The organism is Mycobacterium shottsii (assembly GCF_010728525.1).
In the GTDB taxonomy this organism is placed as follows: domain Bacteria; phylum Actinomycetota; class Actinomycetes; order Mycobacteriales; family Mycobacteriaceae; genus Mycobacterium; species Mycobacterium marinum.
Window position 1 is genome coordinate 1,524,782 of record NZ_AP022572.1, and the last position, 20,103, is coordinate 1,544,884.

The following is a 20,103-nucleotide window of genomic DNA, read 5'->3' on the forward strand; positions in this document are numbered from 1 at the left end:
CACTCACGGCCCGATCCTACGGGGCCTGCGGCCCGCGGGGTCAGCGAGCGCGGTTACAGCAGCGATGTCTCGCTGATGTCCTGGGTGGGCGCGTGATCCAATTCGCGCAGCGACGGCAGTCGGATACACATCAGCCCGGTGATGGCGATGGGCAGTGCCAAGGCGAAGAAAGCCACCTTCAGCCCGGCCGCGTCCGCCACCGGACCCGCCAGCAGCAAGCCCAACGGGCCGGCGGCATAAGCCAGCGACGTCATCACGCCGACCACCCGGCCACGGAGATAGTGCGGCGCCCGGGTCTGCATCACGTAGTTGTAGATCGGTTCGATGGGGCCATAGACCACGCCGATCAGTGCGCACAACACCAGGATGACCGGTAACGGGGGCAGCAGCGCGATGCCGGTTGTCGCGGCACCCAGGGTCAGCACCGCGGTCAGCATGATCGTGCGCCGCGACACGTAGTTCGACAGCATCCCGTAGCCCAGCGCGCCGACCAGGCTGCCCAGCGACAGCGCCACCAGGACCGAACCCAGCTGCGCGGGCTGTTGGCGGTCGCTGAAGTACGTCGGGAACAGCACGCTTTCCATCGGCAGATACAGCGCCGTCACGGTGAGGTCGATCAGCGCCAGCGCCCGCAACACCCGCAGGTTCCACACAAAACGCAGTCCCTGCGTGACGCCGGAAACCAGCCCGTCGGGTCGTGTCTCGTGGTGCGGTCTGCCCGCTCCCTCGAGCCGCAACGCGCCAATGGCGAGGAGGGACAACCCGAATGCCCCGGCGGTGATCCACATCGTGGTAATCCCGCCGACGGTGGCGATCATCAGGCCGCCGATCCCGGGGCCCACGACAAACGCGAGGTTGAGGATCGCCTCGTAGCTGCTGTTGATTCGATCCAGCGACCACCCCGCACGGGCGGCGGCCTCGGGCAGCATCGACTGCCGGGCGGTGATCCCGGCCGGATCGAAGGTGGCCGAGCAGGCGCCCAGCGCTGCCAGCACCGCGACGCTGACCGCGTCGTCGCCAAACACCCACGCGATCAACGGAACGATGGCCACGGCCGACCCGGACAGGGCGTCGGAAACCATGGATACCGGCCGGCGTCCGAAGTAATCGACGGCGGTGCCGGCGACCAACGTAGAGAACAGCAGCGGCAGGGTGATCGCTCCGGCCACGATGGACGCCTGCCCCGCGCTGCCTTCGCGCTCGAGCACCAGCCACGGGAACGCGACTATCGAAATGCCATTGCCGGCGCAGGCCGCCAAGGTGGCGAAAAGGATCAGGAATGCGGGGCCTCGGCTGCTGTTTCTAATGGATATCGCGGCTGAATCTAGCGGCGATCCACCATCGGAGCCACCGAATTATCGCGGCGACCGATGGCGCCATGCAGGATGATCGTGTGCTTACCCATCCGAGGACGGGCCAGCCGTTCGGGTCGCCGGTTCGTCCCGGCACCGGCTGGCCGGGGGATCCGGCGTCATCGCAGACCCCGGTCGCGGCCGAGGCGGCGCGTGTCGCCGAACTGGCCGGCCGGGCGGGCTCGATCGCCGAACTCGACGCTGCGATAAGTGTGTGCCGGGCCTGCCCACGACTGGTGACCTGGCGTGAAGAGGTCGCGGTGGCCAAACGGCGCGCCTTCGCCGACCAACCGTATTGGGGACGCCCGGTGCCGGGCTGGGGATCGGAGCGGCCATGGCTGTTGATCGTGGGCCTGGCGCCTGCCGCTCACGGCGCCAACCGGACCGGGCGGATGTTCACCGGTGACCGGTCCGGTGACCAGCTGTACGCGGCGTTGCACCGCGCCGGCCTGGTCAGCCAACCGACCAGCGTCGACGCCGCCGACGGCTTGCGGGCCGAACGGATCCGCATCGCCGCACCGGTGCGCTGCGCACCCCCGGCCAATGCCCCGACGCCGGCCGAACGAATGACCTGCGCGCCCTGGCTCGACGCCGAATGGCGGCTGGTGTCCGACGACGTCCGCGTGATCGTTGCGCTGGGCGGATTTGCGTGGAAGATCGCGCTGGGATTGCCTGGGTCGCTGGGTGCTCCCAGACCCCGCTTCGGCCACGGTGTCGTGGCTGAGCTGGGGTCGGGTGTGCAGTTGCTCGGGTGCTACCACCCGAGCCAACAGAACATGTTCACGGGTAGGTTGACTCCGGCGATGCTCGATGACGTGTTCCGCGATGCCAAGAAACTTGGCGGGATTGGGTAGAAAGTGGTCGGGGTGCAAAAAGTTCTGATTTCCGGAGCCAGCGTGGCTGGCTTGACGACGGCATATTGGCTTGAACAACAAGGCTATTCGGTCACGATCGTGGAGCGCCACCCTGGGCTGCGGCCCGGCGGCCAAGCGATTGACGTCCGAGGCCCGGCGCTGACTGTGCTGGATCGGATGGGGATATTGGACGCCGCCCGGGAGCGAAAGACCGGCATCCCGGGAGCTTCGGTGGTCGACCGGGACGGAAACGAGCTCTCCCAGGATACCGAGTCGACCCCCACCGGCGGTCCCATCGACAGCCCCAACATCGAGCTGCTGCGGGACGATCTCATCGAATTGCTCTACGGCACAATCCAATCGACGACCGAGTTCATCTTCGACGACAGCATTGCCACATTGCAGGATGACGGCGCGGCCGTCGAGGTGACCTTCGTCCGGTCCGGTACCCGCACCTTCGACTTCCTGATCGGAGCCGACGGTCTGCATTCGAATGTGCGCCGCAAGGTTTTCGGCCCGGAGGAGCAGTTCATCAAGCGGCTGGGCACCTACGCGGCGATCTTCACCGTGCCCAACTTCCTGGAATTGGACTACTGGCAGAAGTGGCACTACGGCGACAACACCATGGCCGGGGTCTACAGCGCCCGCGACAACTCCGAGGCTCGCGCGGCGCTGGGCTTCATGGACACCGAGCTGCAGATCGACTACCGCGATACCGAGGCTCAATTCGCAGAGTTGGAACGGCGGATGATCGAGGACGGCTGGGTACGTGCGCAGCTGCTCCACTACATGCGCAGCGCACCGGACTTCTACTTCGATGAAATGGCCCAGATCGTCATGGATAGCTGGTCGAAGGGCAGGGTGGCGCTCGTCGGCGACGCCGCCTATTGCTGCTCGCCGCTGTCGGGCCAAGGGACCAGTGTCGCCGTGTTGGGCGCCTACATCCTGGCCGGTGAGCTGGCCGCCGCCGGAAACGACTACCAGCGCGGTTTCGCGAACTACCATGCCGAATTCAGCGGCTTCGTCGAGCGCAATCAATGGCTGGTCACCGACAACATCCCCGGCGGAGAGCCGATACCCGAGGAAGCGTTCGAACGCATCGTCAACTCGTTGGAGCTCGAGGACTACCGGCAGGGCTGATCGGATCAGTGGGAAGGTTCGGGCTGCCGTAGGCGTTGTGGGCAGCGTGCGTCTTTCCGTTCTCGATCTCGTCCCGGTGCGCACCGATCAGTCGACCCGGGATGCGCTGGCGGCCACCGTGTCGCTGCCACAGACTGCCGAGCGCCTCGGCTTCACGCGCTACTGGGTTGCTGAGCACCACAACATGGCATCGGTGGGCGCTACCAGCCCGCCGGTCCTGATCGCCTACCTGGCCGCGCGGACCACGCACCTGCGCCTGGGATCGGGTGGGGTGATGCTGCCCAACCACGCGCCGCTGGCGGTGGCCGAGCAGTTCGCTCTGCTGGAGGCGGCCGCCCCCGGTCGTATCGATCTGGGCATCGGCCGCGCACCCGGGTCGGACCCGGTCACGTCCTACGCTCTGCGAGGCGGCCGCTCACCGGCGCAACAGGAACGCGACATCGAGAGTTTTCCCGACTACCTCGACGATGTGGTCGCACTGATGAGTGCGCGGGGCGTGCGCGTACCGCTGCAATCCGGTGACTACATCGTCAAGGCCACACCGGCGGCGCTCACCCAGCCGCGACTGTGGTTATTGGGATCATCGATGTATTCGGCGCGGCTGGCCGCGGCAAAGGGGCTGCCCTACGTGTTCGCGCATCACTTCTCCGGCAAGGGCACCGAAGAGGCGCTCGAGCTGTACCGATCCCGCTTCGTCCCCAGTGCGCTGGCCGCCCGGCCGGTGACGTTCCTGACCGTCAATGCCGCGGTGGCCGATACCCGCGAGGAAGCGACCGCATTGATGATGCCCAATCTGCACATGATGGCGCGGCTGCGCACCGGCCAGCCGCTCGGGGCCGTGCAGCTCGTCGAAGAAGCCCAGGACGCGAGGTTGACCCCCGAGCAGCAACGCATCGTGGACAGCGGACTCGAGCGGGCCGTCGTCGCTCACCCGAGGAGGCCGCCGAGCAGGTGCGCGCTCTGGGGCAGCGGTTCGGTGTTGATGAGGTCATGGTCCACCCCGTTGCCTCCGCGCATCGCGGCACCGACCCGGCCACCGCACCGGCGCGGGTGGCGACGTGCGAGCTACTGGCCAAGGAACTGTTCTAGCCGCAGCCCTACGCCGCCGGTGTCAACGCGAAGATGGGGATGGGCCGTGACGTCCGCCGCTGGTAGCTGTCATAGCGGTTGGCGTTGTTCTTGTTGACCAGCTGCCACATCCGCTGGTAGTCCGCATCGTCGGGGGTGACCCGCCGCGCGGTCACCGCGATTCGTTTCGGGCCGACGTTGATTTCACAATCGGGACGCTTACGCAGGTTGTGGTACCAGCCCGGATAGCGCTCGTCACCGCCGTTGGAGGCGACGATCAAATACGAGTCGCCGTCACGCGCATACGTCAGCGACGTGGTGCTCGCCTGGCCGGTCTTGGCGCCGACGGTGTGCAGCAGCAGGCTGGGCGGCACACCCGGGATGCGATGGCCGATTCGGCCGTTGGTCTTGCGGTAGATCGTGTCGTGCAGACGCAGGATGGGGATGCCCACGGATCGCTCGAACGGCGTGAGATTGTTCATGAGGCCAGTCTTACTGACTGGCCTCGATGCGGGCCAGCGCGTCGCGCAGGATTCGGCCGGTGGCTTCCCGATCGTTGTCGCGGCGCAACAGTAGGCCCTTGGCGACCGATAGCTTGTCCCCGTCGCGCCGCGGTAGCACGTGCAGATGGATGTGGAACACCGTCTGGAACGCCGCACTGCCGTCATTGATGCCGATATTGGTTGCATCGGCCAGCTCGGTGGTCCGGGCCGCGTTTGCGATCCGCTGTCCGATGGTGGCCATCTGAGCCAGGGTTTCCGGCGGAGTGTCGGTCAGATCCACGGTGTGTTTCTTGGGCAGCACCAGGGTGTGTCCGCGGCTGAACGGCCGAATGTCCAGGATGGCCAGATAGTTGTCGTCTTCGTAGATCCGGATGGCCGGAGCTTCGCCGGCAGCGATCGCGCAGAACACGCAGGACATGTCGCCACGGTACTGCTCTGGTGGCGGGGGCCGGGGCTGGCCCCGCCGAGCCGGTCGGGGATGGCCGATTTGTCGGTTGGTGCAGCGGGATACGCTGCGGCAGTGGACCCGTCCGATCTTGCCTTCGCTGGAGCGGCCGCCCAGGCCCGAATGCTCGCTGACGGTGAAGTCACCGCGCCCATGCTGCTCGAGGTCTACCTGGAACGGATCGAACGCCTCGACAGCGAGCTGCGGGCCTATCGGGTGGTGCGCTACGACGCCGCGCGCGAGGAGGCCGAGGTCGCCCAACAGCGCCTCGACGCCGGGGAAAGGCTTCCGCTGCTCGGTGTTCCGATCGCGATCAAAGACGACGTCGACGTCGCCGGTGAGGTGACGACCTACGGCAGCGGCGGGCATGGCGCGCCGGCGGGCTCCGACGCGGAAATGGTGCGGCGGTTGCGGGCAGCGGGTGCGGTCATCATCGGCAAGACCAATGTGCCCGAGCTGATGATGATGCCCTACACCGAGTCGCTGACCTTCGGGGCCACCCGCAATCCGTGGAACCCCGCTCGCACACCTGGGGGAAGCAGCGGGGGCAGCGCCGCCGCGGTCGCCGCGGGCCTGGCGCCGGTGGCCTTCGGATCCGATGGCGGCGGATCAATCCGCATCCCGTCGACCTGGTGTGGTGTGTTCGGTTTGAAGACCCAGCGGGATCGGATCTCGCTAGAGCCCCACGACGGTGCCTGGTACGGATTGAGCGTGAACGGGCCGATAGCGCGTTCGGTGCTCGACGCTGCGCTGCTGCTGGACGCGACGACAACGGTGCCGGGTCCCGACGCCGAGTTTGCCGACGCTGCTCAGCGCGAGCCCGGCCGACTGCGAATTGCCCTGAGCGCAAAGATTCCTACGCCGCTTCCGGTCCGGGTCGGCCAGGCCGAGGTGGCGGCCGTGTATCGGGCCGGTGGGTTGTTGCGTGAGCTGGGCCATGAGGTGATCAACCGCGACCCCGACTATCCGGCCGCCCTCTACGCCAATTACCTGCCCCGCTACCTTCGCGGTATCAGCGACGACGCGGACGCGCTGGCCCACCCGCATCGTCTCGAAGCGCGCACCCGTGCCATCGCGCGGATGGGTTCGTTCTTCTCGGACCGCCGGATGGCGGCCCTGCGAGCCGCCGAAGCCGCGCTGAACAAACGGATCCAGTCGATTTTCGACGACGTCGACGTCGTCATCACTCCCGGCACTGCCAACGGTCCGTCCCGAATCGGCGCCTACCAGCGCCGGGGCGCGGTGTCGACGCTGCTTCTGGTAGCGCAGCGGGTTCCGTATCTGCAGGTCTGGAATCTGACCGGCCAGCCCGCCGCCGTCGTCCCGTGGGACTTCGACGACGACGGCATGCCGATCTCGATACAGCTGGTGGGCAAGCCCTACGACGAGGCGACACTGCTGTCGTTGTCCGCGCAGATCGAAGCCGCCCGACCGTGGGCTGGTCGGCGACCTCCGGTGTCGTGACAGCGGGGTGCGGTTAGGTCGGTTTGAAGGAGTCGATCAGCCAGGTGCCCTCCACCTTGGTCAGGCCGACCCGAACGGAGCTGGTAGCCTTTTTCGGCGACGGTTGGTCCCGAGTGGTGGTGGATTGGTCGACGAACGCCAAGATCGAGGCCCGCTGGCTGGTCAGGGACTCGACTCCGGCGCCGCTCACGGTGGCAGTGGTGCTGATGCCCTCGCGCCGGGCCGTGGGGACCACTGTCTGGCCGGTGAATTGCCGGTAATAGGACAGGAATTCGCCGGTCAACAGCCGTTCGGCGGCGCTCGCGACCTCTTCCACGTTCTGAGGTGTGTACGTCAGGATCTTGGCCACATTGGTTTTGGCGACCTTCAGGACGGCTTCTCGGGCCGCGGGTTGGTCGGCGACCAGTGCTGGGCCGGCGACGGGCGGCAACTGCCGGTTCTTGGCCAGCATCTGCCAGCCGCCCAGTGCTGCGGCCATCATCGTCGCGGCGGTGAGCGCGAGGACGACCACCCACCAGGCGGCCCGCGGTGCTCCATGCTGGGTCACGTGACGAACTCCACCCGCGACGCCAGATAGGCGTCGTCGATCTTCTCGATCTGGATTCGCAACCTCCACTGCCTTGGCTCTTGTTGTACGCCGGTACTTTTGGTGATGTTCGAGGTCACCGAGACGACTACGTGGGCGGTGGTGCCGCTGATGGACTCCAGGCCTGCGCCGGTGGCCTTGCCTTGGGTCGCCGAGCCCGCGTCCACTATTGACTGCTTGAATTGGGCGCTCTTGTCGGCAAAATCACTGTGAAATGCTCCGGTCGACCCGTTCAGGATGCGTTGGATGTCGGCATCGATGGTCTGCGGGTTGACGCTCGTCAAGGAGATCGCGAACTGTTTGGCATGGTCGACGTAGGGCTGCCACTGGGGCGCCTCGGCCGGGGCCGCGGTTGTCTGCCGCGGGTCCGGCCGTAACACCTGGGTGACGGCGAACGCGACGGCAGATACCAGCAGCAGTGCCAGAACCACAGGGACCACAATCGTGCTGACTTGGCGCCGTGGCCGCGCCGGTGCCGTCGGGTACCACGGCATCGGTGCGGGGGCGGCTTGGGTGGCGGCGGCGTATTCGGGAGGCACGGAGATGGCGGCGGGCAAGGTGGGATCCAACGGCGAAACCGCCGCGGCCGCGCCCTGGGGTGATGCGACTCGAGATAGCGCTTGCGCGAAGTCGCGGCATCGCCAATAGCGTTCGTTGGGATGTTTGGCCAGGGCGGAGGCGAACACTGGATCCAATGGCGCGAGCTCGGGGCGCCGATCGCTCAACGTCGGTGGCGGTGCGCTCAGATGCTGGCTGATCACCGCGGCCGAATCGGCATGCTGATACGGAGGAGCCCCCGTGAGAAGGTGAAATGCTGTGGCGGCCAACGCATACTGGTCGGCACGGCCGTCGATGTCAGCTCTCCCCAACTGTTCTGGCGCACAGTATGCGGTCATGTCTACCGTCACGTTTGGTGCGGTGATTGCGCTGGTGTCGCCAAGCTGGCCGGCGATCCTGAAGCCCGCTAGCAAGATCCGCCTATCCCCGGCGTTGTCCGGCTCGGTGAGCAAGATGTTGGCGGGTTTGACATCGCGGTGCAGCAAGCCTTGCTGGTGGGCGTAATCGAGTGCTTCGGCTACGGCGGTCACGACGGCGACCACCTCGGCGACGGGCATGCCGGCCGGATACTGGCTGCGGATCAGCGCGGTGGCGTCCGTTCCCTCGATGTAATCCATCGAGATCGACAGCTGGCCGTTGAACTCGCCGTGGCCGTGTACTCCGACGATGTGAGGGTGCAACAGGGTGGCGGCCAGATCCGCTTCGCGCTGGAATCGCTCGCGGAACGCGGTGTCCGCGGATACGTCGGGGGGTAGCACCTTTAGCGCATCACGGCGGGGCAATCGGGGGTGTTGCGCCAGGTATACCTCGCCCATTGCGCCGGAGCCGAGCAATCCCACGATGGTGTATCCGGCAAAAACGGTGCCGGGGGACAACGGCATGATCGGATGCTACCGCCGCCGGCCGGCCCGGGGGGCGGTGTCGCGCCGCGGGGCGGGCATTAGCGCGTCCAGTGGCGTCGCGGCGTTATACGTTGACGTCGTGGAGGACAGCGTGGACCGGGCACCCGAGCCGGCCGGCGAGAACACCGACGATCTACTCGAAGGACTTGAGGGCGCCGTCCGCGCGGAACGTGCCGAGCTGATCGACTGGCTGTTCAGCCAGGGCATCACCGCAGCTGAGATCCGCACGACCAACCCGCCGCTGCTGCTGGCCACTCGCCACGTCATTGGCGATGACGGCACCTACGTGTCCACCCGCGAGATCAGCGAAACCTATGGCATCGACCTGGATCTGCTGCAGCGCGTACAGCGTGCGGTCGGCTTGGCCAGAGTGGATGACCCGGACGCCGTCGTCTACATGCGCGCAGACGGTGAAGCCGCCGCATACACGCAGAGGTTCATTGAGTTGGGGCTGAACCCAGATCAGATCGTGCTCGTGGTGCGCGTGCTCGCCGAGGGCCTCTCCCGCGCGGCCGAAGTCATGCGCTACACGGCGTTGGAGGCGATCATGCACCCGGGAGCCACCGAACTGGACATCGCGAAGGGGTCGAAGGCGCTGGTGAGTCAGATCGCGCCATTGCTGGGGCCGATGATCCAGGAGATGCTGTTCATGCAGCTGCGGCACATGATGGAGACCGAAGCCGTCAACGCCGGTGAGCGGGCGGCCGGCAAGCCGTTGCCAGGTGCACGTGAGGTCAGCGTCGCTTTCGCCGACCTGGTCGGCTTCACCAAGCTGGGTGAGGTGGTATCGGCCGAGGAGTTGGGCCATCTCGCCGGCCGGCTGGCCGATCTGGCTCGGGAACTGACCGCCCCGCCGGTGCGGTTCATCAAGACGATCGGCGACGCCGTGATGCTGGTCTGTCCGGATCCGGCGCCGCTGTTGGACACGGTGCTGAATCTGGTCGAGGTCGTCGACACCGACGATGCCTTCCCTCGGCTGCGGGCCGGGGTTGCGTGTGGTCGGGCGGTGAGCCGGGCCGGCGACTGGTTCGGCAGCCCGGTGAACGCGGCGAGCCGGATCACCGGGGTCGCGAGACCCGGCACGGTGCTGGCCGCGGATTCGGTGTGTGACGCCGTTCGTGACACGGCCGCCGGTGCTGGATTCGAGTGGTCATTTGCCGGGCCGCGGCGGCTGAAGGGAATCAAGAACGAAACCAAGCTGTTCCGGGTCCGGCGAAACCTTGCGGACCTTGCGGCCGACACCGCAACAGAGGGCCGTTAGCGGTGGGCTGAGGTTGACTCGACGTCATATGGGCAGGCCCGGAGCGACTCCCGGGGGCGTTTGGTCCGTCTTACGCGGCGCTTACGCGGCCGGATTCCACCCCATCCTCCGGCACTTGAGTTCGGTCTGTTCCGGGCCTGCTTCGCTAACAAAAATACAACCATGAAACGCTGATAGCAACGGTTCGGCAAGCATCACGAAAAATGCCCGTGAAGCGCCCTCGGTGGATCACGTAAAAATGCCCGCGAAACGGTCGATCCTTGGCAGGCATGGGAAGTGGGCTGTCGATGTCGTCTCGGGCCGAGATCACCGCGAAGTTCGCCAGGGCGTATGTGGGGGCGCCGAAGGCGGACAAGGGGCAGATTCTGGATCAGGTGGTGGCGGTCACCGGCTGGTCGCGTGACAACGCCCGGCGGCGGTTGAGGGCGGCGGCCGCGCCGCCGGGAGCGGGTCGGCAGGTCGCCAAACGGACTCGCCGGCAACGCAATCCGAAGTACTCCTAGGATGCGCTCAAGGTGTTGCAGAAGGTGTGGGCGGCCTCAGGCGGGCAGTGCGGCCGGTATCTGGCCGCTTCCATGGCACTTCAGTTGGATGCTCTAGGTCCTGTCTGCTAATTGCGGACGCGGTGGTAGGTGATGATGGCGGCCAGGGTGGCACCGCCGAGGTAGGTCAGGGCGTATTTGTCGTAGCGGGTGGCGACCGCGCGCCAGTGTTTGAGCCGGTTGAAGCTTCGCTCGACGGTGTTGCGGTGCTTGTAGATTCGGCCTGAGAACCCCGGAGGCCGTCCTCTGTTGCGGCCTTTGGCTTTGCGGCGGGTGATCTGGTCGCTGCGCTCGGGGATGGTGTGGGCGATCTTGAGCCGGCGCAGCTGTGCCCGCGTCGAGTCATGGGAGTACGCCTTGTCCGCCAGCAGGTGAAACGGGGCGTATGAGTTGCTGCGCCGGGCGGCCAGCAGTGGCCAAAGCATCGGATTATCACCGGCTTGACCGGCCGACAGTGCCAGGGTGACCGGACTGCACAGCTGGTCGGTCAAGGCGTGGATCTTGGTAGTCAGCCCGCCGCGGGAACGCCCAATGGCGTGGTCATCGGGCTCATCGAGATATTTCTTGTAATTCGACAGATCCCCCTGTGCGGCGCCCGGGGCGCTCCGGCTGCGTGTTGGTGGGCGCGCACACTGGTCGAATCGACCGACAACAGTGCGCCCAGGTCGGCGTCCTCGGCGTCGAGGTCAGAGGCGATCGCCGCGAAGATCCGCGCGTAGATGCCATCGACCGACCAGCGTAGATGCCTCTCGGCCACCGATTGCCAGGGACCGAAGTGCTCGGGCAGGTCACGCCACGGAGATCCCGTACGGTAACGCCAGATAATGCCCTCCAGAGTATGTCGATGATCGTTCCACGGCCGGCCACGCCGCCGCCCCGCAGGCAACACCGCCACGATCAGCGACCACAAATCATCAGAAATCGCATGCGTCCGCATCACCCAAACAGCATCAGCCAAAACACCATTCACATTAAGCAGACACGCTCTAGAACGCCACGGCGAACTGGTGGACGGCCGTGACCGTTACGGCCCGGCGGTGCGTGCCGAGCTGTTGGCGATGAGCAGCGCCACGATCGACCGCTACCTGCGCGGCGCCAAGGCCCGCGACCAGATCTCGGGTGTGTCGACGACGAAACCCTCCCGCTGCTGCGGTCCTCGATCACCATCTGCAAAGCAGGCGATGAGGCCGAAGAATCTCCGGGGTTCTTCGAAGGCGACACCGTGGCGCACTGCGGCCCGACACTGAAAGGTGAGTTCGCCCGCACGGTCAACCTCACCGACATGCACATCGGCTGGGTGTTCACCCGCACGGTGCGCAACAACGCCCACCCCCACATCCTGGGCGCCCTCAAAACCGGAATTACTAAAATCCCTATAAGGTAACGGGTTTGGACTTCGACAACGGCACCGAATTCCTCAATAAGGCGGTCATCAAGTGGGCCGCGGACATGGAGATCTTCTTCACCCGCTCACGACCCTACAAGAAGAACGACCAGGCCACCATCGAGTCCAAAAACAACCACCTCGTGCGTCGCTACGGGTTCTACTACCGCTACGACACCGACGAAGAACGCGCCGTGCTCAACCGGCTGTGGCACCTGGTCAACGACCGGCTCAACTACCTGACCCCCACCATCAAACCCATCAGCTACGGCTGCAGCCGCGACGGTCACCGCCGCCGGCTCTACGACAAGCCCCAGACCCCTGGACCGGCTGCTGGCCGCCGGAGTCCTCTCAGCGGCCCAACAAACAGAGCTGCTCACCTACCGCAACAGCCTCAACCCCGCCGCGATCGCCCACCAGATCGCCGACCTGCAAGCCGCCCTGCTCAGACTCGCCAAAGACAAGACCGAACAGCTCTACCTCGCCGCCATACCCGCCGCTCTACCCGCCCTCAAAGCCGGCATCCGCATCAAAAGCAAGACCACCACCTGACCCCGATTTCGCGGGCATTCCTTACCTGATGCATGAACCAGGTTTCGCAGGCATCTTGACTTGATGCATCACGGGGTTTTTGTGCTGTTGGCTGCAACATTTGCGAGGTGGTCGTGGGCCGTTGGGCGGTTCGCCGCCGGCGAACAACGATTGCTTTTGGTAGTAACTATGTAATCATGTAATCATGAAAGCACATCATCACATGCACGGGCGCCGGCACGGGCGCTCCGGCGGCTGGCAGCAATCCCAGCAACCTGACGCCAGCGATGCCGCCGATTGGTTTGCTGGACGGCTTCCGGAGGACTGGTTCGAGGGCGCCCCCGCCGTCGTTGTCGACCGGGAGGAGATCACCGTGATCGGCACGTTGGGGGCACCCGAGGATTCCGGATCGGAGCAGGGCAAGGCACATTCAGAAGGGCGAGCCTCGCGATTCCGCGAAGAGACCCGGGCCGAACGGATGAATATCGCCGACGAGGCACAGGAGCGCTACGCGCGCAAGGTGTCCTGGGGCGTCGATGTTGTCTCCGACGCCGGCACGGAGCGAATCCTGTTCACCCACATCGCGGTTCCGGTGATGACGCGCCTGAAGCAGCCGGAACGCCAGGTGTTGGACACACTTGTCGACGCCGGCGTCGCCCGGTCCCGCGCCGATGCTCTCGCGTGGTCGGTCAAGCTGGTCGGTGAGCACACCGAGGAGTGGCTGGACAAGCTGCGGACCGCGATGTCAGCGGTCGATGATCTGCGCGCGCAGGGGCCTGATCTGCAGGGCTGACCGCCCCAAGCTCAGTACTTGGTTTCCTTGTGGATCTTGTCGACGAGTGCACCGCCCTGGTCGGTGATGTGGTAGCCGCACGAGTTGATGTCGACGATCACGTTGTTGGCCACGCTCATCGCGCGCTGGCACTCCCAGCCTTCGGCGCCTTCCTGGGTTTCGAGCATGGTGATCCGCGGCGGGCTACCAACAACCTGGGCGAACGTCCATCGGTAGGTTTTGGACTTGTTCGTCACCGTCACCGTCTTACCGGCGCAGTTCTTCCACTTGCCCGCTGTGGTCTCCACAAACGAGCTGGCTTTGGCGGCCGAGGGAAACGACACCACGGCCTGGTTGACCCAGTGGTCGTTGTTGTCGCCGGGTTCCGAGGCCACCAGGCCACTGATAGCCGTGTATCCGGTGCCCGAGTAGACCGGGTCTTGGCTGGTATACAGGGCGCCCTTGGCATTCCGGCAGCGACAGCGTCACCGGTGACGCATCCATCGAGGTGATGGGTTTACCTGGTTGTATATTGGATGCCCCCATCACGGAGTTGACTTCGGCGGGGCTCAGCAGCAGAGAACTCAGCCGGTCCTCGGCTATCGGTTTGGGCGGCGGCGAGGGCTTGGGCGGTTGGGTGATCATCCAGACACCAATTCCACCGACGATGAGAACCAGCACGATGGCCACGGCGGCCACGATCGGCCATGGGTTGCGGCCGCGCGGTCCCGGACCCTGCGGGCCCTGATTCCAGGTCGATGGGCCGGCGGGTTGGCCGGGCGGCGGTGCTCCGCCCCAACCGGCTCCCTGGTAGTACGGCGGGCTGGGGGTGGGCTGACTCGCGGGGATGGGGCCGCTCGCCTGCTGCCAGCCGGGCTGGCCGGCCGCCGGGGCCGGGGTATCGGCCCGGACGGTCCCGCGGGTCCGGACGGCCCCACGCCGCGGGGCGGCCCGGCGACCGCCGAGGGGCCTGAAGGGGGCGAGCCGGCAGCCGGAGCTGCGGCGGCCGGGTAGTAGGGCGGTTGTTGCGGCGTGGGCGCCGGCCGCGGCGGGGTGGCCGCCGGGCCGGGCCGGGCGGGAGGAGCGGCCGCGGTGGCCGGCATGGTCGGGGGAGCGGCGGGGTCGGGAGGGCCGGGCAGGGTTGCTTCCTGGCTGCGGCGCAGGATGTCGGCGGCGTGATCCTGATCGGGGTTACTCAGCGCTTCGTGGGCGGCCAGCGCCAGATCTCCCGCGCTGGCGTAACGGTCCCCGGGCTGTTTGGCCATGCCGCGCGCGATCACCGTGTCGAAGGCCTTGGGGATGCCGGCGCGAACGGTGCTGGGCTGCGGGATGGGATCCATCATGTGCGCGGTGACCAGCATGCTGGCGCTGTCGGCGCGGTAGGTGACTTCGTCGTTGGAAAACCGTTCAGGCGCCATGTATTTCCAGGTTCCCACCGCGGTGCCCAGTTGGGTCAGCTTCTCGTCGGTGGTGGCGCTGGCGATGCCGAAGTCGACCAGGTAGGCAAAATCCTCGCGGGTAACCAGGATGTTTTGCGGTTTCACATCGCGATGCATCACGCCCGCGGCGTGGGCCGCGTCCAGCGCGGAGGCAACCTGGGTGATGATCGCTACCGCGCGTGGCGGGGTCAGGGGGCCAAAGCGCTTGAGTAAATTGTCCAGGTCGGTGCCCTCGATCAGGCGCATCTCCAGGTACATCTGCCCGTCGATTTCGCCGTAGTCGTGGATCGGCACCACGTGGGGTTCCTGCAACCGGCCGGTGATGCGGGCTTCGCGCTTCATGCGTTCCCGAAACACCGGGTCCTTGCTGAAGGTTTCCGACATCAACTTGACCGCGACGGTCCACTCTTTGACGGTGTGCTCGGCCTCGTAGACTTCGCCCATCCCGCCACGGCCCAGCAGCCGCGTCAGGCGGTAGGGCCCGAACGTGGACCCCACTCGCGAGCCCTGCGCGTCGCTCATCGTTGATCCTCCCAATCAACTCGCAATGTCGCGACCCTACCAATTTCCTGGGAACGGCGGCGTCACTCGCAAATCACCAAGGGGGAAGCCGCCGGCGGCGAGCAGCGACCGTTCGACCCGCGCAAGACGGGCAGCGCCGCGCCCGAAATCCCTGGCCTCGGCTGACCGATGGGCTGGCAAGGATCCGTCAAGAATGCGGCAAGCGCTGCGGCACATGCTTTCCCGAACGCCGAACCCCGCCGACCCTGTTGGCGGACCCGCTATTGGAAGGAAAGACGATGCTGTCGCTGCGGTGGGGTGGCCTTGGCGGGCGCGGTTGGTCATACGTTGTCTACAACGTCGGGTATCGGCTGTTGTCGCTGCAACTGTTGTGCGGGTCGCTGGCCGTGTGCGCAGTCCCATTCGTCGTGAAGCACGTCTGTGACAGCCCGGTTTCACCTGCGGGCTTTTCGTTGCGGATCGAGCTTCCTGAGTCGCCAGGCGATCAGGGTCACTAGTACCGCCGCCTGCACCACACACGCGCCGGCCGCGATCAGCCAGCTGCTGACCTTTTAATCCCACAACGGATCCTGGTCGCCGCCCGCAGCGCGGCGCAGGTCGTTGAGGTCGACGGTGGAAGCGGCCATCGCGTAGGCCCAGCGCGACGGCGACAGCCAGGCCAACTGCTCCAGCGGGAGCCGGCCCTTGACGCCGAACATTCCGCCGCACAGCACCAGCTGGGCCCTCACCACGAGCACCAGCAGCGGCATGCCCCGATCGGCGTTGCCGATCATCGCCGAAATCAGCAGGCCGATCATCATCGACACGACGGTGACCGCGACGACCGCCACGGCCACTTCGACCGTCGGCCAGGGCATGACGATGGACTGGTCGGGCGCGGGTAGAAACGCCGGGCCCAGGAACCCGAGGATCAGGCCCTGCGCGGTGGTCAGCGCGGTGAGGACAACCAGCTTGGAGGCCAGGTAGGCGCCGCCGGACATGCCGATGCCATGTTCGCGGCGATATATTGCCTGCTCCTTGACGATTTCGCGGATCGACGCGGCGCAGCCCATGAGCGCGCCGCCGATGATCAGCAACACCAGCAACTGCGCGGGCTGGGTCGACCGCAGCTCGATCGCCTTGGCCAGCGAGAGCCCGGCCTTGCCGGGCACGGCATGGGCGAACAGGCTCAGCAGCAACGGCAGGACCAGCAGGAACACCGCATACTGACGGTCGGCAGCGATGACTGCCACGTATCGCCGGCACAGGATCGCGAATTGCGCGAACGCGCTTTGCTGTGCGACCGGCCTGGTGGTGCGCGCGGCGGCGGGGTGCGCCGGGCGTTGGGCCGGGTGCGGGGTCAGCGCCGCGGGCAGGGGTGAGGCATTGAACCGGGCCGTCCAGTCGGTGGCTTTGTCCTGCTCGAGAAGGGTGAAAAGGTCGGCGAAGTCTGTGCAGTTGAAGTAACTCAACGCTTGCTGCGGCGGACCGAAATAGGCCAGACGTCCGCCAGGAGCCAGGATCAGCAACCGGTCGCACATGTTGAGATGGGCGATGTTGTGGGTGACCACCACCACGGAGCGACCATCATCGGCTAGGGAGCGCAGCGTCTGCATGACCGACTTCTCATAGCCGGGATCCAGCCCTGAGGTGGGCTCGTCCAGAAACAGCAGCGACGGTTTGGTCAGCAATTCCAGTGCGACGCTGGTGCGCTTGCGCTGGCCCCCCGACAGGCTGTCGATGCGCTGGTCGGCCTGGGTCGTGAGCCCGAGCTCGGCCAGGACTTCTTCGATGCGCTGTCGGCGCTCCTCAGCGGAGACGTCTTGGGGAAACCTAAGTTGCGCCGCATAATTCAGCGCCCGCCGCACCGTCAGTGGGGTGTGCAGGATGTCGTCTTGGGGAACGAATCCGATGCGGTGTCGCAGCTCCGCGTAGTTGTTGTAGAGGTCGCGTTCGTCGTATCGCACTGTGCCGCTGGTCGCCGGGTGGAATCCGGTTAGGGCGCCCAGCAGCGTGGATTTGCCCGCGCCACTTGGCCCCACCACGGCCAACAGGCTGCGCTGTGGCAGCACGAAGCTCACGTCGGACAGCAACACCCGACCCTTCTTGGTTACTACCCGCAGGTTGGACGCTTCATAGGAGACGTCGCCGGTGTCGACGTACTCCACCAACCGGTCACCGGAGAGGTGCATCAGCTGGTGCCCGATGCCGACAATGTCGTTGGGGCCGATCAGCGCGCGGGTAATGCGGTTGCCGTTGACGTAGGTCCCGTTGGCGCTGTGGTTGTCGACCAGCTCCCATTGGTCACCGGAGCGCCGCAACACGGCATGGCGCCGAGACACCAGCAGGTCGCTCAACACCACGTTGTTGTCTGCTCCGCGGCCGATCGTGACGACGAGCTGGTCGATGGCGTGCACCGTGGTCGGCGCCCGGGCGACTGTCGTTCCGTCCAGCGGGTCTGGCGCAGCGGCGACGTTGCGCCCCGGCTGCGCATCGGGTGCCTGGATCGCGGGGTGGAGCTCGATCGCCTGTCCGGAAGACGCGGACCCCAGCAGCACCGTGACGGGCTGGTGGATCGGCACGCGCTGCACCGGCGTGCCGCCGACGAACGATCCGTTGCGGCTGCGGTTGACCAGCACCCATCCCGCCGGCGTCGGCTCGAGGACCGCGTGCAGTCGCGAGACCCGTGGATTGTCCAGGCGGATATCGGCTTCGGCGGCCCGACCGATGGTCCATGCCTGGTTCGGTGTGGCATGCCAGGTGCGTCCGGCGGCCCGGAGCTCCAGGCGGGGCGGATTCGTCGTCGCGTCACCGATCCTGTCGTGCATGCATCGCCTCCGGTGCGTCTACCCAGCTCCGATTGTCGTGGTTGTTCATGAGTGTGAGGACCACCAGTCGTAGAGCTGGTCGAGGTTGGGTCCGGGCGGCTTTGCGGCGACGAGTGCGAATACCAGCGTTCGCTCGTTGCTCCACATCACCTGCGGTTCGGCACCCTTGTAGATGCCGCAGGCGACCTGGCCGAGGACGGTGTTGGGGTCCTGCGTGTGCCACCATGTTCCTGGTGACGCCTTTCCATCGGGGCAGGTGAGGATCGAAAAGGTTCCGATGAACGCGGTGAATGCGTTCTTGAGCGCCGAAAGGTTGGCGTACAGCCCGTAGGCGGCCATAGTAGGCCCGTCGGCATCGGTGTTCTTCTTGCACTTCACCGATGCCACTGCGCCCGGCATCGGCCGCGTCTCCGGCGTGCACGCACCAGCGGGGTAGCCCGACGGCAGCAGGCCCATCAAGCGGGTTTGGGCGTCGGGGCGCCGCGATGTGGTCGACGGTGCGGGTGTGGTTGTGGCCGTGCTGCCGGTTGTGGTTCGCGCCGTGGTGGAGGTGGTTCGTTGTCCGGTTGGTTGCGGGTTGTCATCGTGGGTGGCCGCCCAGATGACGATCGCGACGAGGATGATGACCAGGATTGCTACGGCGACGCCGGAGACAATCGCCCAGGGATTGCGAGCACGCGGCGGCCGCTGTGGGACACCCGGATTCCATGCCGGCGTACCGCCAAGCTGTTGTGGCGCCAGCGCGCGTGGCGCCGCGCCGGGGGACATGCCGCCATCCCAGGGCGGGGGCGCAACGGGGGAGTGTGCCGGGGCAGCGGGATGCGCGCCGGGGGACCAGGCCGGCTGGCCGATGGGACCCGACGGCGGGTGGGTCGGCCCTGAGGGCCCCGACCTGGGGATCGGTTCGGAGCTGTAGGCGGGCATTGGGCCAGAGCTGTGCTGGGGGTTGGCCGGCCCGGAACGGGGCTCCCGCCGGTGTTCGAGGGTAGGTTGCTCGACGACCTGGCCCGGCAGGGTGGATTGCTGGCTGCGCCGCAATATGGTCTCTGCCTGGTTCTGATTGGGGGGTGCTGAGCGCCTGGTGGGCGGCGCGGGCCAGGTCCCCGGCGCTGGCGTAGCGGTCTGCGGGTTTCTTGGCCATGCCCCGCGCGATCACCGCATCGAAGGCCTTGGGGATTTCCGGGTGGACCGCGCTGGGCTTGGGGATGGGCTCCATCATGTGGGCGCTGATCAACAACCCGGCGTTGTTGGACTGGTAGGGCGCAGACCCGGTCAGGGATTCGTGCAACACGCATGCCAGCGCGTAGATGTCGGCGTGGTGGGTGACCCTGTCATTGGTAAACCGTGCGGGGGCCATGTATTTCCAGGTGCCGACCGCGGTGCCCATCTGGGTGAGTTTCTCGTCGGTGGCCGCGTTGGCGATGCCGAAGTCGACCAGGTAGGCGAAATCGTCGCGGGTGATCAGGATGTTGGGCGGTTTGACATCGCGGTGCATCACCTCGTCGGCATGCGCGGCGTCCAGTGCCGAGGCGATCTGGGTGATGATCGCTACCGCGCGTGGCGGGGTCAGGGGGCCGAAGCGCTTGAGTAAATTGTCCAGCTTGGTACCCTCGATCAGGCGCATCTCCAGGTACATCTGCCCGTCGATTTCGCCGTAGTCGTGGATCGGCACCACGTGGGGTTCCTGCAACCGGCCGGTGATGCGGGCTTCGCGCTTCATGCGTTCCCGAAACACCGGATCGCTGCTGAAGGTTTCCGACATCAACTTGACCGCGACGGCCCACCCTTTAACGGTGTGCTCGGCCTCGTAGACCTGACCCATCCCGCCACGGCCCAGAGGGCGGATGAGGCGGTAGGGGCCGAACATCGACCCTGCGCGCGCACTGGGCGCCTCGCTCATCGTTGACCCTCCAAACCAACCGCGATCCAGCCGACACTATCAACGTTGGACCCAGGAAACGGGTGTCAGGATT

16 protein-coding genes and 5 pseudogenes are annotated in these 20,103 nt (G+C 66.3%); 11 read left to right on the top strand and 10 right to left on the bottom strand.

Annotated elements, in window-relative coordinates:
- Positions 1 to 53: 53 nt before the first annotated feature.
- Positions 54 to 1,307, bottom strand: coding sequence for an MFS transporter (locus G6N41_RS07200; protein WP_198967765.1), 1,254 nt, complete (start codon positions 1,305 to 1,307; stop codon positions 54 to 56).
- Between the two features lie 71 nt (positions 1,308 to 1,378).
- Between G6N41_RS07200 and G6N41_RS07205 the strand changes: the two genes are divergently transcribed.
- The 3 genes and pseudogenes from G6N41_RS07205 (at position 1,379) to G6N41_RS07215 (ending at position 4,435) form a co-directional block, all read left to right on the top strand.
- Positions 1,379 to 2,206 (top strand): uracil-DNA glycosylase, encoded by an 828-nt coding sequence (locus tag G6N41_RS07205; RefSeq protein WP_198966983.1) that lies wholly within the window; start codon positions 1,379 to 1,381, stop codon positions 2,204 to 2,206.
- A 12-nt stretch (positions 2,207 to 2,218) separates the two neighbouring features.
- Positions 2,219 to 3,346: an FAD-binding protein gene (locus tag G6N41_RS07210; protein WP_198966984.1), complete on the top strand. Its 1,128-nt coding sequence runs from the start codon at positions 2,219 to 2,221 to the stop codon at positions 3,344 to 3,346.
- Positions 3,347 to 3,392: 46 nt separating this feature from the next.
- Positions 3,393 to 4,435 (top strand): annotated as a pseudogene (locus tag G6N41_RS07215) (LLM class flavin-dependent oxidoreductase).
- Between the two features lie 8 nt (positions 4,436 to 4,443).
- Here the strand turns inward: G6N41_RS07215 and G6N41_RS07220 are convergent.
- Positions 4,444 to 4,896, bottom strand: coding sequence for a nitroreductase family deazaflavin-dependent oxidoreductase (locus G6N41_RS07220; protein ID WP_198966985.1), 453 nt, complete (start codon positions 4,894 to 4,896; stop codon positions 4,444 to 4,446).
- A gap of 10 nt (positions 4,897 to 4,906) precedes the next feature.
- Positions 4,907 to 5,335: an HIT family protein gene (locus G6N41_RS07225; protein ID WP_198966986.1), complete on the bottom strand. Its 429-nt coding sequence runs from the start codon at positions 5,333 to 5,335 to the stop codon at positions 4,907 to 4,909.
- Positions 5,336 to 5,437: 102 nt separating this feature from the next.
- Between G6N41_RS07225 and G6N41_RS07230 the strand changes: the two genes are divergently transcribed.
- Positions 5,438 to 6,826: an amidase gene (locus G6N41_RS07230; RefSeq protein ID WP_198966987.1), complete on the top strand. Its 1,389-nt coding sequence runs from the start codon at positions 5,438 to 5,440 to the stop codon at positions 6,824 to 6,826.
- A gap of 13 nt (positions 6,827 to 6,839) precedes the next feature.
- Here the strand turns inward: G6N41_RS07230 and G6N41_RS07235 are convergent, their stop codons facing one another.
- Together G6N41_RS07235 and G6N41_RS07240 are read right to left on the bottom strand one after the other, a co-directional pair.
- The gene (locus G6N41_RS07235; RefSeq protein ID WP_198966988.1) at positions 6,840 to 7,373 is read right to left on the bottom strand and encodes a hypothetical protein; all 534 of its coding nucleotides are present in this window, start codon (positions 7,371 to 7,373) and stop codon (positions 6,840 to 6,842) included.
- Positions 7,370 to 8,851, bottom strand: a complete 1,482-nt coding sequence (locus tag G6N41_RS07240; RefSeq protein ID WP_198966989.1) for a serine/threonine-protein kinase — start codon at positions 8,849 to 8,851, stop codon at positions 7,370 to 7,372. Before G6N41_RS07240 ends, G6N41_RS07235 begins: the two co-directional genes overlap by 4 nt.
- Positions 8,852 to 8,963: 112 nt before the next feature.
- Here G6N41_RS07240 and G6N41_RS07245 point away from each other — a divergent pair, with 112 nt between their 5' ends.
- Both G6N41_RS07245 and G6N41_RS07250 read left to right on the top strand, forming a co-directional pair.
- Entirely contained in the window at positions 8,964 to 10,133 is a 1,170-nt protein-coding gene (locus tag G6N41_RS07245; protein ID WP_198967766.1) for an adenylate/guanylate cyclase domain-containing protein, read from the top strand.
- Between the two features lie 287 nt (positions 10,134 to 10,420).
- On the top strand, positions 10,421 to 10,636 hold the full coding sequence (locus G6N41_RS07250) for a hypothetical protein (RefSeq protein ID WP_198968062.1): 216 nt from the start codon (positions 10,421 to 10,423) through the stop codon (positions 10,634 to 10,636).
- A 107-nt stretch (positions 10,637 to 10,743) separates the two neighbouring features.
- On the opposite strand, the pseudogene G6N41_RS07255 reads toward G6N41_RS07250, so the two are convergent.
- Positions 10,744 to 11,615, bottom strand: a pseudogene (locus G6N41_RS07255) (IS5 family transposase).
- 67 nt (positions 11,616 to 11,682) lie between these two features.
- Between G6N41_RS07255 and G6N41_RS07260 the strand changes: the two are divergent.
- From G6N41_RS07260 to G6N41_RS07275, 4 genes are all read left to right on the top strand, one after another.
- On the top strand, positions 11,683 to 11,922 hold the full coding sequence (locus G6N41_RS07260; protein ID WP_198913343.1) for a hypothetical protein: 240 nt from the start codon (positions 11,683 to 11,685) through the stop codon (positions 11,920 to 11,922).
- On the top strand, positions 11,898 to 12,059 hold the full coding sequence (locus G6N41_RS07265; protein ID WP_198913342.1) for a hypothetical protein: 162 nt from the start codon (positions 11,898 to 11,900) through the stop codon (positions 12,057 to 12,059). Before G6N41_RS07260 ends, G6N41_RS07265 begins: the two co-directional genes overlap by 25 nt.
- A 5-nt stretch (positions 12,060 to 12,064) precedes the next feature.
- On the top strand, positions 12,065 to 12,640 hold the full coding sequence (locus G6N41_RS28160) for a hypothetical protein (RefSeq protein ID WP_231608534.1): 576 nt from the start codon (positions 12,065 to 12,067) through the stop codon (positions 12,638 to 12,640).
- A 155-nt stretch (positions 12,641 to 12,795) separates the two neighbouring features.
- A complete protein-coding gene (locus G6N41_RS07275) occupies positions 12,796 to 13,383 on the top strand; it encodes a hypothetical protein (RefSeq protein ID WP_198966990.1) in 588 nt (195 codons plus the stop codon).
- 11 nt (positions 13,384 to 13,394) lie between these two features.
- Here the strand turns inward: G6N41_RS07275 and G6N41_RS07280 are convergent.
- Positions 13,395 to 15,323, bottom strand: a pseudogene (locus G6N41_RS07280) (sensor domain-containing protein).
- 278 nt (positions 15,324 to 15,601) lie between these two features.
- Between G6N41_RS07280 and G6N41_RS07285 the strand changes: the two are divergent.
- Positions 15,602 to 15,820, top strand: a complete 219-nt coding sequence (locus tag G6N41_RS07285) for a hypothetical protein (RefSeq protein ID WP_198968095.1) — start codon at positions 15,602 to 15,604, stop codon at positions 15,818 to 15,820.
- Here G6N41_RS07285 and G6N41_RS07290 read toward each other — a convergent pair.
- The 3 genes and pseudogenes from G6N41_RS07290 to G6N41_RS30265 all read right to left on the bottom strand — a co-directional run.
- Positions 15,758 to 18,130, bottom strand: a pseudogene (locus tag G6N41_RS07290) (FHA domain-containing protein). The gene G6N41_RS07285 and the pseudogene G6N41_RS07290 overlap by 63 nt on opposite strands.
- A 45-nt stretch (positions 18,131 to 18,175) precedes the next feature.
- Positions 18,176 to 18,517, bottom strand: a complete 342-nt coding sequence (locus G6N41_RS30260; RefSeq protein WP_231609070.1) for a hypothetical protein — start codon at positions 18,515 to 18,517, stop codon at positions 18,176 to 18,178.
- A 624-nt stretch (positions 18,518 to 19,141) separates the two neighbouring features.
- Positions 19,142 to 20,030: pseudogene (locus G6N41_RS30265) on the bottom strand (serine/threonine-protein kinase); the annotation flags it as partial.
- Between the last annotated feature and the right edge of the window lie 73 nt (positions 20,031 to 20,103).

Coding starts and splice junctions, on each gene's coding strand:
- G6N41_RS07240 (WP_198966989.1), bottom strand. CDS start 8,851: ATGCCGTTGTCCCCCGGCACCGTTTTTGCCGGATACACCATCGTGGGA.
- G6N41_RS07205 (WP_198966983.1), top strand. CDS start 1,379: ATGCAGGATGATCGTGTGCTTACCCATCCGAGGACGGGCCAGCCGTTC.
- G6N41_RS07275 (WP_198966990.1), top strand. CDS start 12,796: ATGAAAGCACATCATCACATGCACGGGCGCCGGCACGGGCGCTCCGGC.
- G6N41_RS07285 (WP_198968095.1), top strand. CDS start 15,602: ATGCTGTCGCTGCGGTGGGGTGGCCTTGGCGGGCGCGGTTGGTCATAC.
- G6N41_RS07225 (WP_198966986.1), bottom strand. CDS start 5,335: ATGTCCTGCGTGTTCTGCGCGATCGCTGCCGGCGAAGCTCCGGCCATC.
- G6N41_RS07220 (WP_198966985.1), bottom strand. CDS start 4,896: ATGAACAATCTCACGCCGTTCGAGCGATCCGTGGGCATCCCCATCCTG.
- G6N41_RS07250 (WP_198968062.1), top strand. CDS start 10,421: ATGTCGTCTCGGGCCGAGATCACCGCGAAGTTCGCCAGGGCGTATGTG.